This window comes from Metabacillus sp. KUDC1714, assembly GCF_014217835.1.
Classification (GTDB): Bacteria; Bacillota; Bacilli; order Bacillales; family Bacillaceae; genus Metabacillus; species Metabacillus rhizosphaerae.
Genome location: NZ_CP055263.1, coordinates 235,329 through 261,705, shown reverse-complemented (window position 1 = coordinate 261,705; position 26,377 = coordinate 235,329). Strand labels below are relative to the sequence as shown.

Annotated in this window: 28 protein-coding genes; 24 read left to right on the top strand and 4 right to left on the bottom strand. The window is 35.4% G+C overall.

Translation table 11 applies throughout. From position 1 onward, the window contains the following. Nucleotides 1–91: 91 nt before the first annotated feature. Nucleotides 92–247, top strand: a complete 156-nt coding sequence (locus HUW50_RS01340; RefSeq protein WP_185653641.1) for a hypothetical protein — start codon at nt 92–94, stop codon at nt 245–247. 226 nt (nt 248–473) lie between these two features. Here the strand turns inward: HUW50_RS01340 and sda are convergent, their stop codons facing one another. Beyond that, entirely contained in the window at nt 474–614 is a 141-nt protein-coding gene (gene sda, locus HUW50_RS01335) for a sporulation histidine kinase inhibitor Sda (protein ID WP_066334579.1), read from the bottom strand. 376 nt (nt 615–990) lie between these two features. Between sda and HUW50_RS01330 the strand changes: the two genes are divergently transcribed. From HUW50_RS01330 to HUW50_RS01295, 8 genes are read left to right on the top strand one after another with little or no spacing between them, the layout of a single operon-like run. Then, entirely contained in the window at nt 991–1,506 is a 516-nt protein-coding gene (locus HUW50_RS01330) for a YqeG family HAD IIIA-type phosphatase (protein ID WP_396652573.1), read from the top strand. Between the two features lie 4 nt (nt 1,507–1,510). Next, nucleotides 1,511–2,617, top strand: a complete 1,107-nt coding sequence (gene yqeH / locus HUW50_RS01325) for a ribosome biogenesis GTPase YqeH (RefSeq protein ID WP_066334582.1) — start codon at nt 1,511–1,513, stop codon at nt 2,615–2,617. 18 nt (nt 2,618–2,635) lie between these two features. Beyond that, nucleotides 2,636–3,478, top strand: coding sequence for a shikimate dehydrogenase (gene aroE, locus HUW50_RS01320; protein ID WP_066334590.1), 843 nt, complete (start codon nt 2,636–2,638; stop codon nt 3,476–3,478). Further along, the gene (gene yhbY, locus HUW50_RS01315) at nt 3,472–3,765 is read left to right on the top strand and encodes a ribosome assembly RNA-binding protein YhbY (protein WP_066334591.1); all 294 of its coding nucleotides are present in this window, start codon (nt 3,472–3,474) and stop codon (nt 3,763–3,765) included. Before aroE ends, yhbY begins: the two co-directional genes overlap by 7 nt. 23 nt (nt 3,766–3,788) lie before the next feature. Next, complete coding sequence (locus HUW50_RS01310) at nt 3,789–4,361, top strand: nicotinate-nucleotide adenylyltransferase (protein WP_066334594.1); 573 nt, start codon at nt 3,789–3,791, stop codon at nt 4,359–4,361. Continuing rightward, nucleotides 4,351–4,917: a bis(5'-nucleosyl)-tetraphosphatase (symmetrical) YqeK gene (yqeK, locus tag HUW50_RS01305; RefSeq protein WP_066334597.1), complete on the top strand. Its 567-nt coding sequence runs from the start codon at nt 4,351–4,353 to the stop codon at nt 4,915–4,917. The genes HUW50_RS01310 and yqeK overlap by 11 nt, the downstream gene beginning before the upstream one ends. Nucleotides 4,918–4,921: 4 nt before the next feature. Continuing rightward, nucleotides 4,922–5,278, top strand: coding sequence for a ribosome silencing factor (rsfS, locus tag HUW50_RS01300; protein WP_066334600.1), 357 nt, complete (start codon nt 4,922–4,924; stop codon nt 5,276–5,278). Then, nucleotides 5,275–6,024 carry a class I SAM-dependent DNA methyltransferase gene (locus HUW50_RS01295; RefSeq protein ID WP_066334604.1) on the top strand — a complete coding sequence of 250 codons (750 nt, stop codon included), beginning with the start codon at nt 5,275–5,277 and terminating at the stop codon, nt 6,022–6,024. Before rsfS ends, HUW50_RS01295 begins: the two co-directional genes overlap by 4 nt. 131 nt (nt 6,025–6,155) lie before the next feature. Here HUW50_RS01295 and comER read toward each other — a convergent pair whose 3' ends face one another. Further along, entirely contained in the window at nt 6,156–6,989 is an 834-nt protein-coding gene (gene comER, locus HUW50_RS01290) for a late competence protein ComER (protein WP_066334608.1), read from the bottom strand. 88 nt (nt 6,990–7,077) lie between these two features. Between comER and HUW50_RS01285 the strand changes: the two genes are divergently transcribed. The 3 genes from HUW50_RS01285 to HUW50_RS01275 all read left to right on the top strand — a co-directional run bounded on the left by HUW50_RS01285 (nt 7,078) and on the right by HUW50_RS01275 (nt 10,839). Further along, nucleotides 7,078–7,713 carry a helix-hairpin-helix domain-containing protein gene (locus HUW50_RS01285; RefSeq protein WP_185653640.1) on the top strand — a complete coding sequence of 212 codons (636 nt, stop codon included), beginning with the start codon at nt 7,078–7,080 and terminating at the stop codon, nt 7,711–7,713. A gap of 158 nt (nt 7,714–7,871) precedes the next feature. Beyond that, nucleotides 7,872–8,432: a ComE operon protein 2 gene (locus HUW50_RS01280; RefSeq protein ID WP_066334614.1), complete on the top strand. Its 561-nt coding sequence runs from the start codon at nt 7,872–7,874 to the stop codon at nt 8,430–8,432. Between the two features lie 91 nt (nt 8,433–8,523). Next, nucleotides 8,524–10,839, top strand: a complete 2,316-nt coding sequence (locus HUW50_RS01275) for a DNA internalization-related competence protein ComEC/Rec2 (protein WP_185653639.1) — start codon at nt 8,524–8,526, stop codon at nt 10,837–10,839. A gap of 140 nt (nt 10,840–10,979) precedes the next feature. On the opposite strand, the gene HUW50_RS01270 is transcribed toward HUW50_RS01275, so the two are convergent. Further along, nucleotides 10,980–11,114: a YqzM family protein gene (locus tag HUW50_RS01270; protein WP_066334616.1), complete on the bottom strand. Its 135-nt coding sequence runs from the start codon at nt 11,112–11,114 to the stop codon at nt 10,980–10,982. Nucleotides 11,115–11,552: 438 nt separating this feature from the next. On the opposite strand from HUW50_RS01270, the gene holA reads away from it, so the two are divergent. Beyond that, entirely contained in the window at nt 11,553–12,572 is a 1,020-nt protein-coding gene (gene holA / locus HUW50_RS01265) for a DNA polymerase III subunit delta (RefSeq protein WP_066334619.1), read from the top strand. 112 nt (nt 12,573–12,684) lie between these two features. Here the strand turns inward: holA and rpsT are convergent, their stop codons facing one another. Further along, a complete protein-coding gene (gene rpsT / locus HUW50_RS01260) occupies nt 12,685–12,951 on the bottom strand; it encodes a 30S ribosomal protein S20 (RefSeq protein WP_066334621.1) in 267 nt (88 codons plus the stop codon). Between the two features lie 309 nt (nt 12,952–13,260). Here rpsT and gpr point away from each other — a divergent pair, with 309 nt between their 5' ends. The 11 genes from gpr (at nt 13,261) to HUW50_RS01205 (ending at nt 26,372) form a co-directional block, all read left to right on the top strand. Then, nucleotides 13,261–14,382: a GPR endopeptidase gene (gene gpr / locus HUW50_RS01255; RefSeq protein ID WP_185653638.1), complete on the top strand. Its 1,122-nt coding sequence runs from the start codon at nt 13,261–13,263 to the stop codon at nt 14,380–14,382. Nucleotides 14,383–14,603: 221 nt separating this feature from the next. Then, nucleotides 14,604–15,803, top strand: coding sequence for a stage II sporulation protein P (gene spoIIP / locus HUW50_RS01250; protein WP_185653637.1), 1,200 nt, complete (start codon nt 14,604–14,606; stop codon nt 15,801–15,803). Between the two features lie 21 nt (nt 15,804–15,824). Then, the gene (locus HUW50_RS01245) at nt 15,825–16,175 is read left to right on the top strand and encodes a YqxA family protein (protein WP_066334633.1); all 351 of its coding nucleotides are present in this window, start codon (nt 15,825–15,827) and stop codon (nt 16,173–16,175) included. Between the two features lie 237 nt (nt 16,176–16,412). Next, complete coding sequence (gene lepA, locus HUW50_RS01240; RefSeq protein WP_066334636.1) at nt 16,413–18,236, top strand: translation elongation factor 4; 1,824 nt, start codon at nt 16,413–16,415, stop codon at nt 18,234–18,236. Nucleotides 18,237–18,339: 103 nt separating this feature from the next. After that, nucleotides 18,340–19,479 carry a radical SAM family heme chaperone HemW gene (gene hemW / locus HUW50_RS01235; protein ID WP_066335481.1) on the top strand — a complete coding sequence of 380 codons (1,140 nt, stop codon included), beginning with the start codon at nt 18,340–18,342 and terminating at the stop codon, nt 19,477–19,479. A 152-nt stretch (nt 19,480–19,631) separates the two neighbouring features. Then, complete coding sequence (hrcA, locus tag HUW50_RS01230) at nt 19,632–20,663, top strand: heat-inducible transcriptional repressor HrcA (protein WP_066334638.1); 1,032 nt, start codon at nt 19,632–19,634, stop codon at nt 20,661–20,663. 109 nt (nt 20,664–20,772) lie between these two features. Further along, nucleotides 20,773–21,363: a nucleotide exchange factor GrpE gene (grpE, locus tag HUW50_RS01225; protein ID WP_396652618.1), complete on the top strand. Its 591-nt coding sequence runs from the start codon at nt 20,773–20,775 to the stop codon at nt 21,361–21,363. Nucleotides 21,364–21,396: 33 nt separating this feature from the next. Then, the gene (dnaK, locus tag HUW50_RS01220; RefSeq protein ID WP_066334642.1) at nt 21,397–23,232 is read left to right on the top strand and encodes a molecular chaperone DnaK; all 1,836 of its coding nucleotides are present in this window, start codon (nt 21,397–21,399) and stop codon (nt 23,230–23,232) included. Between the two features lie 207 nt (nt 23,233–23,439). Continuing rightward, a complete protein-coding gene (gene dnaJ / locus HUW50_RS01215) occupies nt 23,440–24,561 on the top strand; it encodes a molecular chaperone DnaJ (protein WP_066334645.1) in 1,122 nt (373 codons plus the stop codon). 48 nt (nt 24,562–24,609) lie between these two features. After that, nucleotides 24,610–25,548, top strand: coding sequence for a 50S ribosomal protein L11 methyltransferase (gene prmA, locus HUW50_RS01210; RefSeq protein WP_066334647.1), 939 nt, complete (start codon nt 24,610–24,612; stop codon nt 25,546–25,548). 68 nt (nt 25,549–25,616) lie between these two features. After that, nucleotides 25,617–26,372: a 16S rRNA (uracil(1498)-N(3))-methyltransferase gene (locus tag HUW50_RS01205; protein ID WP_066334649.1), complete on the top strand. Its 756-nt coding sequence runs from the start codon at nt 25,617–25,619 to the stop codon at nt 26,370–26,372. The last annotated feature ends 5 nt before the right edge of the window (nt 26,373–26,377 follow it).

Sequence of the window (26,377 nt, the reverse complement as noted above, 5' to 3'; positions counted from 1 at the left end):
GATTTTGGACATCGATGTGACAAGAGCCTAAACGTTTATGGGGGAATGTTCATATTTATATGGTATCAAATAAATAAGGGAGGAATCAGTTATGTATGGTTATACACCTTATGGTCCAGGTCCATATCCGTATTATCCAACATATGGAGGCTTAGGTTATAGCTACTGGTATGCATTTATCGTTGTTTTGTTAATCTTATTGCTCGTTATTGGTGGAGGATATTATTATTATAATCATATTCGTTAGTAGTCCCGAATGGTCCTTATGCAAAATGTCTAGGACCATTCAAGCTTTATGAACAATGTAGCTAATTCATAAAAATATAGTGGTGTATGTAAACAAATGTTATAATAACATTCACTAATTATATGATACATACTTGTCTTAAAGGAAATACTAAAACTGTAATCTTAAGGAATAAAAGTTTGATTAGTTAAAAACAAAAAAAAGAGCCGTTAAACGGCGTGTAATTTTAAGAAGAAGCCTTAAGTACATGTCCTAATGAACGGCGTTTAATTTCAATTGTGATTAGCTCTATAAAATCATCATGTAGTTTCATTTCAGTTGCTTTGAAATAAGATTCAATTAACAATTCGTCAGAAAGTTTACGCATGGTTGACGGCCAACAAATTGGCTCTACACCTCCTAACATTTATTTCATTCCATTATGGAATTTCCTAATATGTTATATTTTGTTATTGATTTAAATCTAACATGAATAATTTGATAGAACAACCGTTCTCTTATCCACAGATATTAGTGGATAAACTGTGGGTATATTGTTTATAAGGTGTAAAAAGTGAGGTATTTCAGAGGGGATAATGTGTATAATATTATCCACAACTGTTGAAGGGACCCGGAATTTGTCGAAAAGTTTTTATAATTTATTCAAGCTTTTATGCATATAGTATAAGTTTCTTTTGAAAGTACGTGCGAAATTGGTTATGATGTAAGATGGCAAAAAAATGAATAATGAGGTGCTTAAACTCATGTTACGACTATTTTTACCTAGTGAATATGTCAAGAGTATTTTTCATATTTCACCACGAAAGTTAAAAGAAAATGGCATTAAAGGAATCATTACAGATTTAGATAATACACTAGTCGAATGGGATCGACCGAATGCAACACCACAATTGTTAGAGTGGTTTAAAGAGGTTAAAGATCAAGGAATGGATATTACCATAGTTTCAAATAATAATGAAAAAAGGGTAAAAGCATTTTCTGAGCCTCTTAATATCAAATTTATTCATAAGGCTAGGAAACCAATGGGTCAAGCTTTTTTAAGAGCAGCTAAAAAGATGAACTTAAAAAAAGCTGAAGTTGTTGTCATTGGTGATCAGCTATTAACAGATGTGTTAGGTGGTAATCGTACCGGCTTTCAAACGATATTAGTTGTTCCTGTCGCTTCTACAGACGGTTTCTTCACTAGAATTAACAGAAAAATCGAGCGAAGAATTATGGAAAGCTTGAAACGAAAAGGAATGCTTCAGTGGGAGGAATAGAATCGTGTCAGAACAACAATTTTCATGTATAGGGTGCGGTGTTTCCATACAAACAGAAGACCCGAAAAAACTTGGTTTTGCTCCTGAAAGTGCGTTAGAAAAAGATGATATTATTTGTCAACGCTGCTTTCGGCTGAAAAATTATAATGAAATACAAGATGTCTCATTAACAGATGATGACTTTTTAAAGATTTTACATGGCATTGGTGAAACAAATGGATTAATAGTAAAAATTGTTGATATCTTTGATTTTAACGGAAGTTGGCTTCAAGGAATTCAGCGTTTTGTCGGAGGTAATCCAATTCTCTTAATAGGAAACAAAAGTGATATCTTACCAAAGTCAGTAAAACATCAAAAGCTAATCAATTGGATGAAAAGAGAGGCTAAGGAATTAGGCTTAAAACCAATTGATGTCTGCTTAGTTAGTTCAGCGCGTGGACATGGTATAAGAGAAGCTGCTGAGCTAATCGATTTGCATCGAAATGGACAAGACGTATATGTAGTTGGATGTACAAATGTTGGAAAGTCTACATTCATTAACCGAATGATTAAAGAAGTAGCCGGTGTAAATGATGTGATCACAACATCGCATTATCCTGGTACAACATTGGATTTAATTGAAATTCCACTCGAAAATGGTGCATCTCTATATGATACGCCTGGGATTATTAATCATCACCAAATGGCGCATTTTGTTGATAAGCGAGACTTGAAGCTATTAAGTCCTAAAAAGGAACTAAAGCCAAAAATATTCCAATTAAATGAAAACCAAACATTATACTTCGGTGGACTTGCCAGACTCGATTATGTAACAGGTGGGAGAGAGTCACTTGTTTGTTATATTCCGAATGAATTGACGATTCATCGGACTAAGAGAGAAAATGCTGATTCATTGTATGAGAAGCATGCGGGAGAGATGTTAACCCCGCCAAGAAAAGAAGATGTGGATACATTCCCTAGATTAATACCTCATGAATTTACGATTAAAGAAGGGAAAACAGATGTTGTTTTTTCTGGTTTAGGTTGGGTAACTATTAATAATCCTGGCAAAAAGGTAATTGCTTTTGCTCCTCAAGGAGTAAATGTAACACTAAGAAAATCGTTAATTTAAACGGGGAGAGGTCATATTATGGGGAACTTATATGGCGTAATTGGATGTCCAATTAATCATTCTATGTCACCTGACATCCATAACGATGCTTTTAAAGATAAGAATATAGATGGTTATTATCATGCTTTTCATGTTGAGCCTGATCAACTTGGTGAATCAGTTCAGGCCCTTAAGGTATTGGGGGTAAAAGGTTTTAATGTTACAATCCCACATAAAATTTCTATTATCCCCTATATGGATGAGCTTGATGTAACAGCTAAAATTGCTGGCGCAGTAAATACAGTTGTTAATGTAAATGGACGACTAGTCGGACATAATACAGATGGTAATGGCTATGTCGACTCATTAACTCATGTTTTAATAAAACCGATAATTGAGCAAAAAATATTGATTATCGGTGCAGGTGGTGCAGCTAGAGGTATTTATTTTACGCTTGCACATCAAGGCTGCCAGGATATTGACCTATGTAATCGAACAATATCAAAAGCAGAAGAGCTTATAATGGAATGTCCATATGAAAATACAAGTAAAGCCTTAACATTAGAAGAGGCAGAATTGCAGCTGGAAAGCTATGACGTTATAATTCAAACGACAGCAGTAGGTTTACACCCGAATATAGATCAGAAACCATTGTCTCTAAACAATGCTAAACAGTCAGTAGTCGTAAGTGATATTGTTTATAATCCAATAAAAACTGCGTTATTACAGGAAGCAGAAGAACGCGGATTAACGATACATAACGGTGTTGGTATGTTTGTTCATCAGGCTGCACTTGCCTTCAATTTATGGACAGGTTTAGAACCATCTATCGAAAAAATGACAGAAATTGTTTATGACAAACTAGGAGGTACATCATGTTAACTGGAAAACAAAAACGTTTTTTACGATCAGAAGCACATCACTTGAATCCAATTTTTCAAGTTGGTAAAGGTGGAGTAAATGAAAATATGATTAAGCAAATCTCAGAGGCGTTAGAAGCTCGTGAGCTTTTCAAAATATCTATATTGCAAAATTGTGAAGATAACAAAGATACAGTTGCTGAAACATTAGTTAAAGGAACAGGTGCAGAACTTGTACAGATCATTGGCAACACAATCGTTTTATATAAAGAGTCTAAAGAAAATAAGCAGCTTCGTTTACCTAATTAATTGATTCCTGAGGAGGGATAAAAATGTCAAAAAAAATAGGGATTTTGGGTGGGACATTTGATCCGCCTCATTATGGCCATTTATTAATTGCTAGTGAGGTTTTACAAGCATTGCAATTATCTGAAATATGGTTTATGCCTAATCAAATTCCTCCTCATAAACAGAAAGAAGACTTTACTGATAGTAAGCATCGTCTAAATATGTTAAAGCTTGCTACTAGTGAACAAGAACACTTTAAAATCGAAACGATCGAATTAGAACGAAAAGGTCCTTCCTATACATATGACACACTTTGTCTATTACGCGAACAATTTCCTACATATTCCTTTTACTTTATAATAGGAGCAGATATGATAGAGTATTTACCAAAATGGTATAAGGTTGACGAAGTCGTAAAATTAGTTACGTTTGTCGGAGTGAAACGACCTGGATATGAAACCAGTACAAAATATCCAATCACCGAGATTGAAATCCCACAATTTGACGTTTCTTCTACAATGCTAAGAAATCGGTTAAAAGTAAATAAAAATACTGCTTATCTTCTACCCGAAGATGTGAAAAGATATATAGAGGAGAATCGCTTATATGGAACGTGAAGTAGCATTAAAGCTTGTGGCTGAGCAAATCACAGAACATCGCTATGTTCATACAATTGGTGTTATGGAAACGGCGGTCCAATTGGCGCGATATTATGGGCAGGATCCGAAAAAAGCTGAGTTAGCTGCGATTTTTCATGACTATGCAAAGTTTCGCCCGAAAGCAGAAATGAAACAAATCATTGAAGAACAACAAATGTCAAAAGAATTGTTAGAACATAATAGTGAACTATGGCATGCGCCAGTTGGTGCATACTTAGTTGAAAAAGAAGTGGGGATTACTGATCAAGATGTTTTGAGTGCGATTAAGTACCATACTTCTGGACGACCAAATATGACACTACTAGAAAAAATTATTTATGTGGCAGACTATATTGAGCCAGGTAGACATTTTCCTGGTGTTGAAGAGGTTAGGGAGCTTGCACAATCAGATCTAGACCTAGCATTAATAAAATCATTACAAAATACGATGATGTTTTTATTGAAAAAAAATCAAGCAGTTTATCCTGATACATTTCAAACATACAATTCTTTAGTATTAACAGGAGGAAGATAAATTAATGGATAGAAGAGATATTTTAACAACAGTAGCAAAAGCAGCAGATAGCAAACGTGCAGAGGATGTCATTGCACTTAATATGCAAGGAATTTCCTTAATTGCAGATTTTTTTCTTATCTGTCATGGTAATTCAGACAAACAAGTTCAAGCAATTGCAAGAGAAATAAAAGAACAGGCTGCAGAAATGGACATTCATGTAAAACGTTTAGAAGGTTTTGATGAAGCTCGCTGGGTGTTAATTGACCTTGGTGATGTCGTAGCACATGTGTTTCATAAAGATGAACGTAGCTATTACAATCTAGAACGTTTATGGGGAGATGCTCCAATTGAGGATTTAACAAGTGAGTTAAATCAATGATCTACCAAGGCTTTGCCTATATTTATGATCAGCTTATGAAGGATGCACCATATGAAGAATGGGTAACGTTCATTAATGAGTCCATTTCAACATATAGTCCCCAGGCAAAAAAGATCTTAGATGTTGGCTGTGGGACTGGAGAAATTGCTATCCGTTTGGCAAAACAACAGCTTGATGTTACAGGTGTTGATTTAAGTGAGGATATGCTAACTGTGGCCCAATCAAAGTTAAACGAGAGTAAAGTGGCTGTTTTATTTCTTCAGCAAGATATGAGAGAGCTCGATGGTTTTGTAGAACAGTTTGATGTAGTAACAATATGTTGCGATTCGTTAAATTATTTAGAAACGAATGATGACGTACAAGCTACATTTCATGCAGTTTATAATCAGCTAAAGACTCGAGGATTATTTATTTTTGATGTTCATTCCATTCATAAAATACACAATATTTTTGTGGGTGCAACCTTTACAGATCAAGATGAAGATGTCAGCCTAATTTGGAATTCCTATGCTGCTGAAGAATCGAACAGTGTGGAACATGACATGTCCTTTTTTGTAAAGCGCGATGACCTTTATGAGCGCTACGATGAGCTTCATTATCAAAGAACATATACGATTGAAGAATATACATCATGGCTTGAAGCAGCTTCTTTTGAAGTTGTAAAAGTCTGCGGTGATTTTCGCTTTGATGAATCACCATCCTCGACATCTGAACGGTTGTTTTTTATTGCGAGGAAAAAAGAATAAGCTTAAAAGGTGGATCCTTATGGATTCACCTTTTTAAGTTTCCTTAGAAAAACAGACGGATAAACCGTCTTAAAAATTAATTGACAATATTTTTAGGTCTGCTAGCAGGAAAATGACTAAGTGCCATTGAATTATTTATGAGGAATTTTATTAAATTGCACAGAAACTTCTTCAATATCTTCATAGTACTTTTCATGTGTTGCTTGAAATACCTTTTCAAACATATCGCCAATTTCATCTTCTAGCACCTTAATTCCTTTTCCTGTTACTCCTCCTTTCACGCAAACCTTTTCCTGGAGTGTTGGTAGTGTGTAAATTTCTGTTTCGAGTAATTTACCCATACCAATAATCATCTCGCTCGCTAAAAGAACAGCCTGGTCTTTAGTGATGCTTGTTTCTGCGACAGCGCCGTCTACAAATTTCTGAAGCAAATAGCTAAAAAAGGCCGGTCCACAACTTACAATATCTGATGAAACCCTCGTGATATCATCTTCTATTTGAACTGGGTTTGAAATTTGTTCAAACAGTTCCTCGAGAGTTCTTTTTGTGTCTTTATGACATGAATGACCATAAGTAATTAACGACACTCCGGAAAATGCACGATTTGTAATACTTGGAATGGCTCGTGCAATCTGGCAATCTACAAGTGTTTCAAGCTGTTCTACACTTATTGGGCTAGTAATCGATAGTAAACATTTATTTGGTGTTAAAAGATGGTCAAGTTTTTTTAAAAGGGGGTGTATATCTAATGGCTTCACACAAATAAATATTAAATCCGAGCGTTTAACCACTTCTTCTGCCGAATCCAGTACATTTGTTTCTAGATAAATATTTTGTATTGCTTCTGCCTTAGCTTTTGTTCGATTAGTCATATAAATGAATGAGGGTCTAATTGCACCCGACTCGATAAAAGATTCTATTAAAATTCTTCCCATATTCCCTGTTCCAACAAAACCTACATTCAAAGTATATCCCCTCCTTAGAATGCATATCACTCATACACAATATGTTACAAACTGGCAATTTATGATTATTTAAAAAGGAGTGAAGTGAATGAGTATCTTTCAAAAATATAAAAAATGGATAATTGTTATATCCATTTTATTAGCTTCAATTGGTTTTTATTATTATTTTATTAACGATTCGGGTTCTTCAGAGGTCTTAAGTATTCAAGAAGAAAAGGATCCCCTCACTTTATTGGATATGGAAGAACCAGCTACTGAGATAAAAAACAATGAAGAGGAAGGAAAGTCTGTATTAGTTATTGATATAAAAGGTGCAATAAACCAGCCAGGTGTTTATGAATTAGAAACTGGTGCAAGAGTACACCAGCTTATTGATATAGCAGGCGGATTAAAAAAAGATGCAGATGAGTTGGCTATTAATTTAGCGGCTCCTTTGGAAGATGGCATGGTTGTGTATATTCCTAAAAAGGGTGAAGTAACCGATAATCAATTTACGATGCCTGCAGGACAAGATAGAAGTGGTGCTAAAGACAAAATAAACATTAATCTAGCAACAAGTGAAGAACTTCAAACAATAACAGGTGTTGGGCCGTCAAAGGCAGAAGCAATTATTACATTTCGGGATGAGAATGGACCTTTTACATCCCCAGAAGGTTTATTGGAAGTATCCGGGATTGGTGAGAAGTCATTAGAAAAAATAAAAGAAGAAATTACTATAAAATAAAATTTTTCTAGTGATTGTAGGTTTAAATCTTATAGTATTAGCAGTCTTTAGCATATTTTGATTTTGTTTTTCATTTAAAATCCAATAATAATAAATTGACGGCTATTCAGTATTCTCGATACACTTAAGGAAGAAAATTGTCGAGTGGGGGAGTTTTAGTGAGTCGTATTTCTTGGAATCAATATTTTATGTCACAAAGTCACTTGTTAGCTTTAAGGAGTACTTGTACAAGATTAGCAGTAGGGGCAACAATAGTTCGTGATAAACGAATTATTGCTGGCGGATATAATGGATCTATTGCTGGTGGTGTTCATTGTTCTGATGAAGGTTGTTATGTTATCGATAATCATTGTGTTCGAACAATTCACGCTGAAATGAATGCTTTGCTTCAATGCGCGAAATTTGGTGTTCCAACTCAAGGTGCAGAAATATATGTCACACATTTTCCGTGCCTTCAATGTTGTAAGGCCCTTATTCAAGGTGGGATAAAAAAGGTTTATTATGCAGTTGACTATAAAAATCATCCATATGCAGTAGAACTTTTTAAGCAAGCGAATGTTTCGGTTGAGCATGTGGCACTTGACAATTCACTAGACGTTGAAAAAAATCAAGAAAAACATGAATTTATTTCAAGTTTATTAGACAAGCTTGCAAAAACAGATATCGATGAAGAGGTGCTACAAGCACTCTATAAAAAAGCTGATTTACTGTTTTTATAAAAATTTGAGTAAGGCTGACTGATTTTCTTATATCCTCGATAAAAAATCCTTGGTCAGCCTTACATATCGATAAAGGCGGGTGTTTTAATAATTGAAAGGAAAGCTACAATTCCTAGTTATTTCTGCTTGTTTTTCACTCATGATGTGTCGTTTTCACTTCCACCCCTTTTTTATTTTCACCACAATTATCTTCCTTATTTTCCTTCTTATCAAAAAGAAACATCTTCTCTTTTTCCTTTCCTTTTCGACAATCATTTTCTTTATATTTGTCTACTCCCTTACAGAACAACTAAATAAATCAACATTGAAGGAAGGTTTATATACTGTAAATGGAATTTATTCATCTATTCCCATTATTGATGGAAACCAATTTAGAGGCTATATCGAAACTAGTGATGGAGAGAAGCTTCCTATTTACTATACGATTAATTCTTTAGAGGAGAAGCAGGCTCTTAATAAGATTAACCCAGGGACCATTTGTCGTTTTACAGGAGAATTAGAAATGCCCAAATCACCAACAATGCCAAATGCATTTGATTATAAACAGTATCTATATGATCAACATATTCATTGGCAATATGAGATTGATGAGATTGAACAGTGTAAAGTAGGTAAAAAGGATTGGCTATTCTTTTTATTAGAAATTAGAAAAAATGGATTATCTTTTATAGAGAAGCATTTTCCAAATACATCAGTAGGAATTGTGCAAGCATTAATTTTTGGTGAAAGAAAATTAATTGATAAGGACCTAGACACAGCTTATCAAGAGCTTGGTATTGTTCATTTACTTGCAATTTCTGGATCACATATAGGATTATTGGCTAGTGGTATTTATTACATATTGATCTATTGTGGTATCACACATGAAAGGGCAAGAATTATTTTAGTCGTAATGTTACCAATATATATGATTCTTACAGGTGCTACTCCATCCGTCGTTAGAGCATCGTTTATGATGGTTCTTTACCTATTAATAAAGATTTTCAAAAAAAATGTCTCTTCAATAGATGTTATAAGCTTCACATTTCTAGTGCTCCTTTTTATAAACCCATACTATTTGTTTCAAGTAGGGTTTCAGCTGTCTTACGTTGTAAGCTTTGGATTACTTTTTTCTATTGGTATTGTTGAACAGTATAGTAGTTGGCTAACTAAATTAATAGTTGTTTCGACTGTTGCCCAACTATGTGCGATGCCATTATTACTTTTTCATTTCTATGAGATATCCCTAATTAGCTTACCGATGAATATGATATTTGTGCCACTTTATTCCTTCATTATTTTACCATTTTCCATTTTAGCTACATTAGTTGTTGCAATTTCATCCTCAATTGGACAGCCTATTGTAAATTTGTTTAGTGAAATGCTTCAGCTAACTCATCAAATCGTTCTATTTGCATCGTCAATTCCATATACAACCTTTACAACAGGGAAACCTGCTCTTTTAGTAACGATGGGATTAATCTGCTCGACGTTTTATTTATTTTTTCAATTTGAGCGTTACCATAGTATATATTTGTTAATTCGTCCTGCAGTTTTTATTATTTTTGTATTATTCATTCAAGCTGTATTACCATATTTAAATCCTTATGGAAAGGTAATAATCATTGATGTTGGCCAAGGGGATTCGATTTTTATTCAACGCCCTTTTAATAAAGGTAGTTATTTAATTGATACAGGAGGAAGGATTTCATTTCCGAAGGAAGATTGGGAAGAATCAAGTAATCCTTATTCGCTTGCTGAGAAAGTAACTGTACCGTATTTGAAATCAATTGGCATAACGAAGCTTGATGCTCTGTTTTTAACACATGGAGATATGGATCATATAGGCGAAGCTTTACCATTAATGAAAGAGGTTAAAATTAAAGAATTAATTATTCCAGAGGGGTTTGTTAGAGGGAAGTTAGAAGATACAATCATTCAAGAAGCAAAGAAGAAAATGATGAAGATAAAAGCAGTACAAGCTGGGGAACGAGTGACTTTTCAAGGTTTTTCTTTTTATGTTGTTTCTCCGAGCATCTTAACTGAGAGTAAGAATGACGATTCATTAGTACTATGGGCAGAGCTAGGTGGTCTAAAATGGCTATTTACTGGGGATGCAGAAATTGAAGGAGAGAAAAAGATGATTGAAATGTATCCAACATTAAAAGCAGATATTTTAAAAGTGGGGCATCATGGGAGTAAAGGATCCACCTCAGATCTTTTACTTGACCATATTAATCCATCAATTGCACTCGTATCAGCAGGGGATAATAACCGTTATCAGCATCCACATACCGAGGTTCTTGAAAAATTATCACTACGTAAAATTGATTTGTTTCGAACAGATTTACATGGAGCAATTTTATATCATTTTAAAGGAAATAGAGGAACCTTTTCTACCCATCCTCCATACGATGAAGTATATTAACAAAGCTTAAAACGACTTGATCTCCTTAGGCTTTACATCATTCATGAGGGTGAATAATGGATATTAGCTTACAATTTGTTGAAATTGTAGGCACGAAAAAGAGACTACTCTATAAAGCAGTCTCTATGTAAGGATACAACTTATGAACCAATTAAGCTAATAACAGTCGCAATAATGAAAATTACTGCGAAAAAACCAAATGAAGCAGCGAAACCAACTCCGGAATCTACAGCATCATTACGTTTGCTTTGAACACTCTTTTCAAATTCGTTCACTGTTACCCCTCCTATATCATACTTAGTATAAGCGATTCATATAAAAAAATCTACATCATGATTATATGTTCTTTAACAATACAGGATCATATTTCCATCTTTGCTAGAAAAGACAACAAATAATCCGCTTGACATTGGCTAAACTAGAAATTAAGGCTATGTTAAAGCTCACTGCTGTCGATTTTGGCACTTTGTTGATTGGAGCTAACGCCTGGAGCGGAAATCAACAACAAAGTTTAACAAAGCCAAATTAAATTGCGGTATCGTTTCGAATTAGGTTACCTAGGCCCTAAAACGGAACGTTCACATAGATAAGAGGGAATTGAATGAGTGACGTGTTCAATTCCCTTATCAATTAATCTAATCGTTTTCCACTTGCCAAACCTTTGTTTTCATTTTAGGATTAAATGAAGTGAATCGACGATTGGAGAACAAAAAATGATTTTTAATGTATGGAACGATATTAAAAAAAAGAAATTACACTCTACCTATTTATTAATTGGGAAAGAAACATTTCTAATGCAAGAGACAGTACAGTTAATTGTAAATGCTTCTCTAATGGAAGAGGAAAAAGACTTTAATTTGTCTGTTTATGATATGGAAGAAACATCGATTGAAACAGCTTTAGAGGATGCAGAAACCCTTCCTTTTATGGGGGAAAAACGTGTTATAATATTGAAAAATCCGGTCTTTTTAACAAGTGAGAAGAAAAAGGAAAAAATTGAACATCGAATTGACAAACTTGAGCAATATATGAATTCTCCAGCACCATATACAATCCTAATTTTTCTTGCGCCATATGAAAAGCTTGATGAACGAAAGAAAATAACAAAGCTTATAAAGAAGCAATCTGTTTTACTTGAGATGAAAACACTTTCAGATGATGAGACAATAAAGTGGATTACCGACATTGCTGAACAAGAAGCAATCTATTTTTCAAAAGAAGCGATGGAAGAGCTTATGTTATTAACTGCAGGAGATTTAATGATAATGCATCAGGAACTAAAAAAACTTAGTACATATGTAGGTGAAGGTGGTTCGATTACACCTGAAACGGTGAGGCTTCTAGTTGCGAGATCGTTGGAACAAAATATTTTTGATTTAATAGACCATGTCATTCATCGAAGAAGTAAGGATGCGTTACAAATTTTTTATGATTTATTAAAAAATAATGAGGAACCAATAAAAATTCTGTCCCTATTGGTGAATCAATTTAGATTGATATTACAGGTGAAAGAGCTGGCGAATACTGGTTACGGCCAACAGCAAATTGCAACTACTGTCAAGGTACATCCTTTTCGAGTTAAATTAGCCTTGCAGCAAGCAAAATTATTTAAAGCAGAGGAATTAGCACATATTCTAATGGATCTTGCAGAGGCTGATTATGAAATGAAAACTGGAAAAAAGGAAAAACAACTATTACTAGAATTGTTTTTGCTGAAGTTATTCCAGAAATAATGGGTACAAAAAAACGATCCTAAGCGGGATCGTTTTTTTTGTACAGAATCTATGCAAAAAAATAAAAAACTAAGGCATTCGCTATCTTTGCTGGGCCTTAGTTTTCTTATGATTATGCAGATAATCCGTTAACACTTTTAGCTAAACGAGATTTGTATCGTGCAGCAGCGTTCTTGTGAACTAAACCGCTTTGTGCAGCTTTATCAATTCGTTTGTTTGCTTCAACAAGTGCAGCTTTAGCATTTTCAGCATCATTGTTTAAAACTAATGCATCTACTTTTTTAATAGCAGTACGCATTGAAGATTTAATAGTTGCATTATGTGCATTACGCTCATTGCTAGTTTTTACGCGTTTGATAGCAGATTTAATATTTGGCATATCTTTCACCTCCTAAGAAGTAAATCGAGATCTATTTTACTCGACCATTTCCTTTACATGAACAAAAGATATTCTATCAAACGACCACTCATTTTGCAATACTAATGTAAAGGAAAATCCATTGAAACGATGTATTTATTCAAATATTTTTCATTTGCATACATTTTATCGCTAAATGCTATCTATAATTAGAATTTTCATACAATCTCTCTTTAAGTTTTTCGGTTTCCTACAAAAAAGAGTTCTAAAGAATGTTTCCTTGAATAAATGGCAAACATAATTAGTAGGAACAAATTGGGAGGTATTTTTATGGGAAAGTCTTTAGACTTAAGTAAATATTCCGTACGGACGGATTTAGCTGTTGAAGCAAGAGCAATGGCGATTGAAACAGTAACAAAGGGTAAATCAACTGAAGATTCAAGTAACATAGCTGGTGTGATTGTGAAAGAATGGGAAGAAGAGGGTATAGGTATTTCTTTTTTAGAAATAAAGGATGAAGGATCAAAAATCGTTGGTAAAAAGCCAGGGAGATATCTTACCTTAGAAACTCAAGGGATTCGCCAAAAGGATTCAGAGTTGCAAGAAATTGTTGTTGATGTCTTTGCAAAACATTTTAGTCAGTTTTTAACTGATTTGAATATTCCAAAGGATGCAAGTTGTTTAGTTGTTGGATTAGGAAACTGGAATGTTACTCCTGATGCCTTAGGTCCACTTGCAGTTGAGAATTTATTAATTACAAGGCATCTATTTAAATTGCAACCTGAAAATGTTGAAGAAGGGTTCCGACCAGTTAGTGCAATTGCACCAGGTGTTATGGGAATTACAGGTATTGAAACAAGCGATATTATTTCTGGTGTGATCGAACAGTCGAAGCCAGATTTCGTAATTGCGATTGATGCATTAGCAGCGCGTTCACTCGAACGTGTTAATACTACGATACAAATTTCGGACACTGGAATCCACCCAGGTTCAGGAGTCGGAAATAAGAGAAAAGCTTTAAGTCAAGAAACTTTTGGGATTCCGGTTATTGCGATTGGGATACCGACAGTTGTCGATGCTGTATCTATCACGAGTGACACGATAGATTTTATTTTAAAACACTTTGGTAGAGAAATAAAAGAAGGTGATAAACCTTCTAGGTCACTTACTCCAGCTGGAATGAGTTTTGGGGAGAAACGTGTTTTGACAGATGAGGATATGCCTAGTGAAGAGCAGCGTAAACAATTTTTAGGGGTTGTTGGTGGGCTTGAGGATGATGAAAAGCGTAAATTTATCCATGAGGTACTTTCACCGTTAGGCCATAACTTAATGGTTACACCAAAAGAGGTTGATACGTTTATTGATGATATGGCAAATGTTATTGCAAGTGGATTAAATACTGCTCTTCACCAACAGGTCGACCAAGGTAATTCAGGAGCATATACTCACTAAAATAACGAATATGCCATTTGAGCCACAAATGAAAATGTAAAACGGTTTATAATCTTCACTCTAACATGTCTGCAATAATGTAAAACCTAAAATACTTAATTGGAATAGTCGAATTTTGCTGATGAATTTTCAGAGTTCGACTCTTCCTTCATACAGAAGGTTCTACTTCCTTATTCTTGTTCATACAAATTAGTAGACAAGCTTAAGGAGGATTAATGTAAATGAAGCGTTCTAATACTAGTCGTAATTTGATCGTCACTTTAAATGGGACAAGCATAAAAAAAGGGATCGTTCTAGGCTTCATTGTCCTTTTAATGACTTTTTTACTTTCTGGTGTATTAACATCACTAAAACCAGAATATCGCTTAAACTCTTCGTCAATAAATGACCTAACAAAAAATATTGATAGTGAGGCATTCTTGCAATTATTAGGAGCCGAAAATCGATTTTTTATTTCTGCGCTTCCTGATCAAACAGAACCAATTAAATTATCTTCCATCTTGTTCAAAGTAGCTACCAGTATCAACCCAGATGATCCACGAAGTCTTTTAGGCAGGGAATTGCCTGGATTTTCACTTTATGACAGTGAAATCGTTGTTGCGGGTAATGGGACAAACTATACAAATATGCCCTATGAATCACCGCCACCGACTGAAGTATTAGAGCAAGAAAGGGAAGCATCCATTAATAAAAATGATGTTGTAAATCCAAGTGGTGAGGAGCCTAAAGCCCCTCCTACTTTAACGACTGGTGATAAAAAAGTTGTATATATTTATAACACACATAATACCGAATCTTATTTACCTCTTTTAGAAGGAGAAACTGACCCAAATAGTGCGATACATTCTGAAGCTAATGTCACGATAGTTAGTGAACTTTTAGGTAAGGAATTACTAAGTGAAGGTATTGGATCACAAATCGAGTCTACTGATATACAACAGAATGTTAAACAAAAAGGTTGGAATTACGCAAAGTCGTATAAAGCCTCTAGAACTATTGTTGAAAGTGCGATGGCTACTAATCAAAATATTAAATATTTAATAGACATTCATCGTGATTCGCAAAGAAAAGGTATAACAACTATAAATATTAATAGTAAATCCTATGCAAAGATTGCTTTTGTAATTGGTGGAGATAATCCGAACGCAGAAAAAAATGAGCAACTTGCAAAGGAATTACATGCATTATTGGATGAAAAATATCCAGGTTTAAGTCGAGGGATTTTTGAACAAAAAGGCAAAGGTGTTAATGGTGTTTATAATCAGGATTTATCAAATAATGCTCTTCTTCTTGAATTTGGCGGTGTTGACAATAATCTAGAGGAGCTCAAAAACACAGTAGCAGCAGTATCGGATGTCTTTAGCGAATACTTCTGGCAAGCTGAAAAGGTAGATGGCAATCCAGCAAGTGAAAAAAAGTAAACAAATTGTGAGGGAAGCAAGATGGTAAAATTCATGCTTAAATGCTTTGTTCTTTGCTCAGTCCTTCTGTTTGGGGTCCTAATCGGAATGCAGCAAGCAAACCAGGGAATGTTAAAAATGAAAGGCTATAACGATCCTGAACTACAAGGTGCTTTTCAAGTTGAAAGTGAACAAACAGGTGATGTTGAAGCATCTATCCTTGGAAATAAAGTAACAAGTCAGGACCTCCAACAAAAACAAGAACAACTAGAACAAATTGAAGCATTTAACTTCTTCTCTCAAGTGGGTAAACAATTTGCGTCAATTGTAAGTAATGGGATATCTACTCTTGTTGAATCATTTGCAGAGTGGATAAATAGATTTTTAAGGTGAAAATTAAGCTGATAAGAATAAGTTATCTTATGCAAAAGATAACGCTTATTCTGTCAGCTTTTCTACTTTTTAAAAAACCATGTCATAATGAATGATTACTGCTTTGAGTAATCAATATTTCAATCAAAATAATGTCTAGATGATAGTGGCTAATTTTTTATCCATTGAATGTTGAAATCTCAATTGCTATAATGAGAAATAGTGTATTTGTAAGCTATGTAGGAGTGAAGACATTATATGAATAGAGAAGAAAAGTTGATAAGACAATCGAGAATTCGTAATTTCTCGATCATTGCCCATATTGATCACGGTAAATCTACTCTAGCAGACCGTATTTTAGAAAAAACATCTGCTTTAACACAACGTGAGATGAAAAACCAATTATTAGATTCAATGGATTTGGAACGAGAACGCGGTATTACAATTAAGCTAAATGCCGTTCAATTAAAATATAGAGCAAAAGATGGGGAAGATTATACGTTTCATTTAATCGATACTCCGGGGCATGTTGACTTTACTTATGAAGTTTCTCGAAGTCTTGCTGCTTGTGAAGGTGCTGTTTTAGTTGTCGATGCTGCTCAAGGTATTGAAGCGCAAACACTTGCAAATGTGTACTTAGCTCTTGATAATGATTTAGAAATATTACCGGTTATTAATAAAATTGATTTACCAAGTGCTGATCCTGAGCGTGTAAGAAACGAAATCGAAGAGGTTATTGGGCTGGATGCTTCAGAGGCCGTATTAGCATCAGCTAAAGCAGGAATTGGGATTGAAGAGATCCTCGAGCAGGTTGTTGAGAAAGTTCCTGCTCCAGAAGGTGACCCTGATGGCCCATTAAAAGCACTTATTTTTGACTCAATATATGATGCTTACAGAGGTGTGGTAGCCTACATCCGTGTAGTTGAAGGAACGGTTAAGGTTGGTCAAAAGATCAAAATGATGGCAACGGGTAAAGAATTTGAGGTTACAGAGTTAGGGGTATTCACTCCAAAGCCCGTCCAGCTCAAGGAATTAAATGTTGGGGATGTTGGTTTCTTATCAGCTGCGATTAAAAACGTAGGTGATACTCGTGTTGGTGATACTATTACTGACGCGAAAAATAGAGCAACAGAAGCGCTACCAGGATATCGTAAACTTAATCCAATGGTTTTCTGTGGTCTATATCCGATTGATACAGCGAAATACAATGATTTACGTGAAGCACTTGAAAAGCTGGAGCTTAACGATGCATCTCTACAATTTGAGCCAGAAACGTCTCAAGCATTAGGCTTTGGTTTCCGTTGTGGATTTTTAGGATTATTACACATGGAAATCATTCAGGAACGCATCGAGCGGGAATTTAAAATTGACTTAATTACAACAGCTCCAAGTGTAATTTACGATGTTCATTTAACAGATGGTGAATCACTAAAAGTTGATAATCCATCCAACATGCCTGATCCACAAAAAATTGATCACGTTGAAGAGCCTTACGTTAAAGCCGCTATTATGGTCCCGAATGATTATGTTGGTGCTGTAATGGAGCTTTGTCAGAAAAAACGTGGTATCTTCCTTGATATGCAATACTTGGACGAGATACGAGTGAACATAAATTATGAAATCCCATTATCAGAAATTGTTTATGATTTCTTCGATCAATTAAAATCCAATACAAAAGGCTATGCATCCTTTGATTATGAGTTAATTGGTTACAAACAATCTACTTTAGTGAAAATGGATATTTTATTGAATGCAGAAAAAATAGATGCATTATCGTTTATCGTACATCGTGATTCTGCATATGATCGTGGTAAGATCATTGTTGAAAAGCTGAAGGAATTGATTCCTCGCCAACAGTTTGAGGTACCGATTCAAGCAGCAATTGGACAGAAAATTGTTGCTAGATCAACGATCAAAGCAATGCGTAAAAACGTGCTTGCAAAATGTTACGGTGGCGATATCTCACGTAAACGTAAATTGTTAGAGAAGCAAAAAGAAGGTAAAAAGCGGATGAAGATGGTTGGTTCTGTAGAAGTACCACAGGAAGCATTTATGGCTGTATTACGAATGGATGAGAACTAAGTTCATTCGTCGCTAAACGGGCGCTTACGCTCGATATAAAAATAATTGTTTGAAACTATGCCGCAGCGTTGCTGCGGCTTCTTAATTAGAGGGTGAAATAATGATTCAATCAGCATACATTCATATCCCGTTTTGCCACCATATCTGTCATTATTGTGATTTCAATAAGGTGTTTTTTAAGCAACAACCTGTGGATGAATATATTGAGATGCTAGTTAAAGAAATGCACCATACTGTACAGAACAATAAGCAAGTATCACTTAAAACGATTTTTATCGGTGGTGGGACTCCAACTGCTTTATCTGTTAGTCAGCTTGATCGATTGCTAGAAGGAATCCATAAAGAGTTGTTGCCAACTAATGATCTTGTTGAGTTTGCAGTAGAAGCAAATCCAGGGGAGCTTACGTTAGACAAGCTGTTAGTGTTAAAAAATGCTGGAGTTAACCGCTTGAGTATTGGCGTTCAAAGCTTTAATGATGAACTTTTGGAGCGAATTGGAAGAGTTCATCGAAGAGAAGATGTTTTCCGTACGTTACAACAAGCTGAGCAAGTAGGATTTGACAATATGAGCATTGACCTAATGTATGGCTTACCTGGACAGACAGTAAATGATTTTAATGAATCATTAAATATAGCCTTTAGCTTGAATGTTAAACATTTTTCAGCGTATTCATTAATTGTTGAGCCGAAAACAGTGTTTTATAATTTGATGCAAAAGGGGAAATTATCATTACCACCACAAGATCAAGAAGCACAAATGTATGAACTTGCAATGGAACAAATGGAGAAACATGGATTTAGACAATATGAAATAAGTAATTACGCGATTCCAGGCTTTGAAAGTAATCATAACCTTACCTACTGGAACAATGATTATTATTATGGCTTTGGCGCAGGAGCACATGGTTATATGAACGGAATAAGAACATCAAATATCGGCCCCATAAAAAAATATATGGAGCAAATTGAACAAACTGGTGAAGCATACAATAGTCAGAATATTGTTAGTAAAGAGGAAGAAATGGAAGAGGAAATGTTCCTTGGTCTTCGGAAAGAAGCTGGAGTGAGTAAAAGTATTTTTAATAAAAAATTTAATGTTCAATTGGTTGATGTCTTTCCAGAACAAATTGAAAATCTGGCCAAGCTTGGCCTAATAGTGAATGATGATCAATCAATAAGGCTTACTCATAAAGGTAAACTTTTAGGTAATGAAGTATTTCAAGAATTCATTGGACTTTCTTGAATGTGGTTTTATTACAAGTGAATACTTCATTCTTCATCCAGAAAAAAGCATATTAAGAGTGATTTAACAATTGACAATTTATTTTAGTTTTGATAACTTTTTATATATATTTAGCACTCGCATTCTTAGAGTGCTAACAGAGGTGATGATAGTTGCTTACAGATCGCCAATTGTTGATTCTACAAGTAATTATTGATGATTTTATTCATTCAGCTCAGCCCGTTGGTTCGAGAACATTAGCGAAAAAAGACGAAATTACGTTTAGCTCAGCTACAATAAGGAACGATATGGCTGACTTAGAGGACCTTGGCTTTATCGAGAAAACACATAGTTCTTCAGGACGTGTCCCATCTGAAAAGGGATATCGTTATTATGTAGACCACCTTCTGTCACCACAGCGTCTAACGAAGACGGAGGTTAGTCAAATAAAATCGATTTATGCTGAAAGAATTTTTGAATTAGAAAAAGTAGTTCAAAAATCAGCACAAATCTTGTCAGAATTAACTAATTACACTTCAATCGTCCTTGGTCCAAAGGTGAATGAAAATCGCTTGAAGAGAATTCAAATTATCCCCATTAACAATGAAACTGCTGTTGCAATAATCGTGACCAATACTGGACATGTGGAAAATCGCACCATTACATTCCCAGGATCCCTTGATCCTAGTGATATTGAAAAAATGGTTAATATCTTAAATGAAAGATTAGCGGGAGTACCACTTGTAGAGTTACAGGATAAGATTTTTAAAGAAGTTGTTTCGGTCCTAAAGGATCATATTCAAAATTATGATATGATGTTAAAGGTCATGGCGGGTACATTGAAACTCAATTCAGGAGAAAAAATCTATTTCGGCGGAAAAACCAATATGTTAAGTCAACCTGAGTTCGCTGACATTGGAAGAATCAGATCATTGCTAACAATGATTGAGCATGAGAAAGAATTGTATGGTTTATTACAATCAAATCATACAGGAATCTCGATAAAAATTGGTAAAGAAAATGATAATATAGCGATGGAGAATTGCAGTTTAATTACAGCAACTTATTCATTAGGTGATAATCAATTAGGGACGATTGCAGTATTAGGCCCAACAAGAATGGAGTATTCACGTGTTATAAGTTTATTAACACGAATGACACGTGATTTGTCCAAAACGCTTACTGATTTGTATCATCAATCTTAAGCTTGGTTATATTGATTATGGGTGGAATAGTAAATTCCACCCGATTCCTATGTTTTAAAAATCAACGCAAAACAATTCTTATAGATCAATCCCTTTAAGGAGGTGAAACATTGTGTCAAACGAAAAAAACGTTGCAGAACAAGAAGAAGCAGTAGATACTCCACAAAATGAACAGTCAGACGCAGATGTTGAGGTTGTTAATGCTGATGATGTAATCATTGAAGATGCATCTGATGCTGGTGATGAGTCTGAACAAAAAATCGCAGAATTACAAGCGAAGTTAGACGAAACCGAAAACAAAATGCTTCGTGCTCAAGCAGATTTTGACAATTTTAAAAGAAGAAGTCGCTTGGATCAAGAAGCAGCTCAAAAATATCGTGCTCAAAGTTTAGTATCTGAAATCATACCTGCTCTTGATAACTTTGAAAGAGCATTACAAATAGAAGCAGATAACGATCAAACAAAATCGTTGCTACAAGGCATGAACATGGTGTATAACCAATTAGTTCAAGCTCTTAAAAATGAAGGTGTAGAAGCAATAAATTCGGTAGGTGAACAGTTTGATCCTCATTTACACCAAGCTGTGATGCAGATCGAGGATGAGAACTATGAATCCAATTCGGTTGTTGAAGAGCTTCAAAAGGGTTATAAACTTAAGGATCGAGTAATTCGACCTGCAATGGTAAAAGTAAATCAATAACATTCTATCTTACATATTAGGAGGTCCTATTTTATGAGTAAAATTATCGGTATCGACTTAGGTACAACAAACTCATGTGTCGCAGTTTTAGAAGGCGGAGAACCAAAAGTGATCCCAAATCCAGAAGGTAACCGTACAACTCCTTCTGTTGTAGCTTTTAAAAACGGCGAACGTCAAGTTGGTGAAGTGGCAAAACGCCAAGCAATTACAAACCCAAATACGATTATTTCTATCAAACGTCATATGGGTACTGACTACAAAGTTGAAGTAGAGGGCAAAAGCTACACACCTCAAGAAATGTCAGCAATCATTCTTCAACACTTAAAATCTTATGCAGAAGAATATCTAGGAGAACCTGTAACAAAAGCAGTTATCACAGTACCTGCATATTTCAATGATGCTGAACGCCAAGCAACAAAAGATGCTGGTAAAATTGCTGGTTTAGAAGTAGAACGTATCATCAACGAGCCTACTGCTGCAGCTTTAGCTTACGGATTAGATAAAACAGATGAAGATCAAACGATTCTTGTTTATGACTTAGGGGGCGGTACGTTTGACGTGTCAGTTCTCGAGCTTGGAGATGGCGTATTTGAAGTTCGTTCAACTGCTGGTGACAACCGCCTAGGTGGAGACGACTTTGACCAAGTAATCATCGACTATTTAGTTGCTGAATTCAAAAAGGAAAACGGCATTGATCTTTCAAAGGATAAAATGGCGTTACAACGTTTAAAAGATGCTGCTGAAAAAGCGAAAAAGGATCTTTCAGGAGTAACATCAACTCAAATATCTTTACCATTTATAACTGCTGGAGAAGCTGGTCCACTTCACTTGGAAATAAGCTTATCACGTGCTAAATTTGACGAGATTTCATCTGATTTAGTTGAAAGAACGATGGGGCCAGTTCGCCAATCACTTAGTGATGCAGGTCTTTCAGCTAGCGAAATCGATAAAGTTATTCTTGTTGGTGGTTCAACTCGGATACCAGCTGTTCAAGAAGCAATCAAAAAAGCATTAGGTAAGGAGCCACATAAAGGTGTAAACCCTGATGAAGTAGTTGCGCTTGGTGCATCAATTCAAGGTGGAGTTATTACTGGAGATGTAAAAGACGTTGTGCTACTTGATGTAACTCCACTATCATTAGGAATTGAAACGATGGGTAGTGTATTCACAAAGTTGATTGAACGAAATACTACAATCCCAACAAGTAAATCACAGGTATTCTCAACAGCTGCAGATAGCCAAACAGCAGTAGACATTCACGTTTTACAAGGTGAGCGTCCAATGGCAGCGGACAATAAAACATTAGGTCGTTTCCAATTAACAGACATTCCACCGGCACCACGTGGTGTACCACAAATTGAAGTATCATTTGATATCGATAAAAATGGTATTGTAAACGTACGTGCAAAAGATTTAGGTACAAACAAAGAGCAAACAATCACAATTAAATCTTCAACAGGTTTATCAGATGATGAAATCGACCGCATGGTAAGAGAAGCGGAAGAGAATGCTGACGCTGATAAACAACGTAAGGAAGAAGTTGAACTTCGCAATGAAGCAGATCAATTAGTGTTTACAACTGAAAAAACATTAAAAGATCTTGAAGGAAAAGTTGACGAAGCAGAAGTAACAAAAGCAAATGAAGCAAAAGAAGCATTAAAAACTGCGATTGAGAAAAACGATTTAGAAGAAATCAAAGCGAAAAAAGATGAACTACAAAATATTGTTCAAGAACTTTCAGTAAAACTTTACGAAGAAGCAGCTAAACAAGCTCAAGCTCAGCAAGGTGGAGAAGCAGCAAGTGGTAAAGCTGACGACGACGTAGTTGATGCTGAATTTGAAGAAGTAAAAGACGAAGATAAAAAATAAACATAGAACATTAAGGTGAAAAGTCAAAGTCAGGCGTGTCTTGACTTTGGCTTTTTTTAGATAAAACACTAGAATTCTTTCACTTGAACATAACAAGAGTGATAAGTGATAGATGCGACAAAACATTCGAAACAACAATTTGTTGCTTTTCCTCTCTTTTGAGTGATACAATTTACCTTATGTGAGAAAATCGGGAGTGAGAAAATTATGAGCAAGCGTGATTACTATGAAGTACTCGGGTTAAGTAAGAACGCGAATAAAGATGAGATTAAAAAAGCTTACCGTAAGCTTTCAAAGCAATACCATCCAGATATTAATAAAGAAGCAGATGCTAACGAGAAATTCAAAGAAATAAAAGAAGCCTATGAAACATTGAGTGATGAACAAAAGAAATCTCACTATGATCAATTTGGACATACTGATCCAAATCAAGGCTTTGGTGGCGGCGCTGGCTTCGGTGGAGATGGATTTGGCTTTGAAGATATTTTTAGCTCAATCTTTGGCGGAGGTACTAGAAGACGTGATCCGAATGCACCAAGACAGGGTGCGGACTTACAATATACAATGACATTAGACTTTGAAGAAGCTGTTTTTGGAAAAGAAACGACGATTGAAATTCCTAGAGAAGAAACATGTGAAACCTGTGATGGATCAGGTGCGCAAAAAGGAACTAAACCTGAAAAATGTACACATTGTGGTGGTAGCGGTCAATTAAATGTAGAACAAAATACTCCATTTGGCCGAATTGTAAATCGCCGTGTTTGTAATCACTGTGAAGGCACAGGTAATATGATTAAGCACAAGTGTGGAACATGTCGTGGAACTGGAAAAGTGAAAAAGCGTAAAAAGATTCAAGTGAAAATTCCTGCTGGTGTCGATGATGGTCAACAATTGCGAGTATCTGCACAAGGTGAACCAGGTGTAAATGGTGGACCTCCTGGAGATTTATATGTCGTATTCCACGTAAGAGAGCATGAGTTCTTTGAAAGAGAAGGCGATGATGTATACTGTGATATGCCTTTAACCTTTGCTCAAGCTGCACTAGGAGACGAAATTGAAGTACCTACACTACATGGTAAAGTGAAATTAAAAGTGCCAGCAGGTACGCAAACTGGTAAGAAATTCCGTTTAACTGGAAAAGGTGTTCCTAATGTTAGAGGTTATGGACAAGGTGACCAATATGTAATTTTACGTGTATTGACTCCAACGAGCTTAACTGAAAAACAAAAGGAACTACTTCGTGAATTTGCTGAAATTAGTGGAGCAAAGCCTGATGAACATGAAGATAGCTTTTTTGATAAAGTAAAACGGGCATTTAAAGGTGATTAACTAATCTATTAAAGATGAACAAATGTATGAGGATTGGAGTTGGTAGATATGAAGTGGTCAGAATTTAGTATTCACACAACACAAGAAGCAGTAGAACCCATTTCAAATATATTACACGAGGCTGGGGCTAGCGGTGTAGTCATTGAGGATATTGCTGATTTAGTTAAGGAACGGAGTACTGTACTAGGCGAAATCTACCAACTAGATCCAACCGATTATCCAGAAGAAGGGGTTATTGTTAAAGCATATTTACCGGTCAACAGCTTCCTAGGTGAAACAGTTGACGGGATAAAAGCTTCGATAAACAGCCTCTTGCTGTATGATATTGATTTAGGAAAAAATCACGTAACGATTAGTGAAGTAAATGAAGAAGAATGGGCAACAGCTTGGAAGAAATATTACCATCCTGTAAAAATTTCAGAGAAGTTTACAATTGTTCCAACATGGGAAATTTATGAGCCTGTAAGTTCAGATGAATTGATTATTGAGCTAGATCCAGGGATGGCATTTGGAACAGGTACACATCCAACAACAGTACTATGTATTCAAGCGTTAGAGCGTACTGTTCAGAAAGATGATAAGGTAATTGATGTTGGTACAGGATCAGGTGTCTTAAGTATTGCTGCTGGATTACTGGGAGCTAATCAAATTCAAGCACTTGATTTAGACCAAGTTGCAGTCGAAAGTGCCCGTTTAAATTGTAAACTAAACAAAGTACAAAACGTTGTCAATGTTTCACAAAACAATCTTTTAGATGGTATAGAAGGTCCTGTAGACCTGGTTGTTTCAAATATATTAGCTGAAATAATTGTTCGCTTTATAGACAAGGCTTATGAAGTCTTAAAAGAAAATGGAACTTTTATCACATCTGGTATTATCCAAAATAAAAAGAATGAAGTAAAAGAAGCACTTCAAAACGCAGGTTTTGTGATAGAGGAAACAATGGTCATGGAAGATTGGGTTGCATTTATTGCTAAGAAGAAGTAGTCTTCTTTAACTAATGGGGGGCAGACCCCTGTGTTTACAAATTGTATTCATTAATAGGGGTGGCTGCTTTGCAACGTTATTTTGTAGATGAAGAAAAGGCTCATATAGAATCTAATATACAGATTACAGGTGATGATGTACATCATATATCACGCGTATTACGTATGCAGTCAGGAGATAAGGTTGTATGTTGTACAAAGGATGGATTCGAAGCACATTGTGAAATAGCTGAAATTACCAATGACCAAGTGAATTGTTTTATATTAGAATGGATGACGGTGAACCGTGAGCTTCCTGTTACTATTACCATCGCGAGCGGGTTGCCTAAAGGGGATAAACTTGAATGGATTATTCAAAAGGGCACCGAATTAGGTGCTTCTTCATTTATCCCTTTTAATGCTGCCCGTTCAATTGTAAAACTTGAACAAAAAAAGATTGGAAAGAAGCTCGATCGCTGGCAAAAAATCGCAAAAGAAGCGTCAGAACAATCGTATCGTAACAAAGTCCCTACAGTCATTGAGCCATGCCAATTTAACGAACTATTGAAAATAGCGAATGACTACGATGTGAAAATCGTTGCTTATGAAGAATCGGCAAAGCAAGGTGAGAAAAAGAATTTAGCAAAAGCATTTGATGAACTAACAGATGGATCCTCCTTACTTGCTGTTTTTGGTCCTGAGGGTGGCTTAACAGAGCAAGAAGTATCAAAGCTTGAAGAGCTAGGTTTTCTCGTTTGTAGCTTTGGTCCAAGAATATTAAGAACAGAGACAGCTCCATTATATTTATTATCAGCTGTTTCTTATTATTTCGAATTATCGAGGTGATGAAT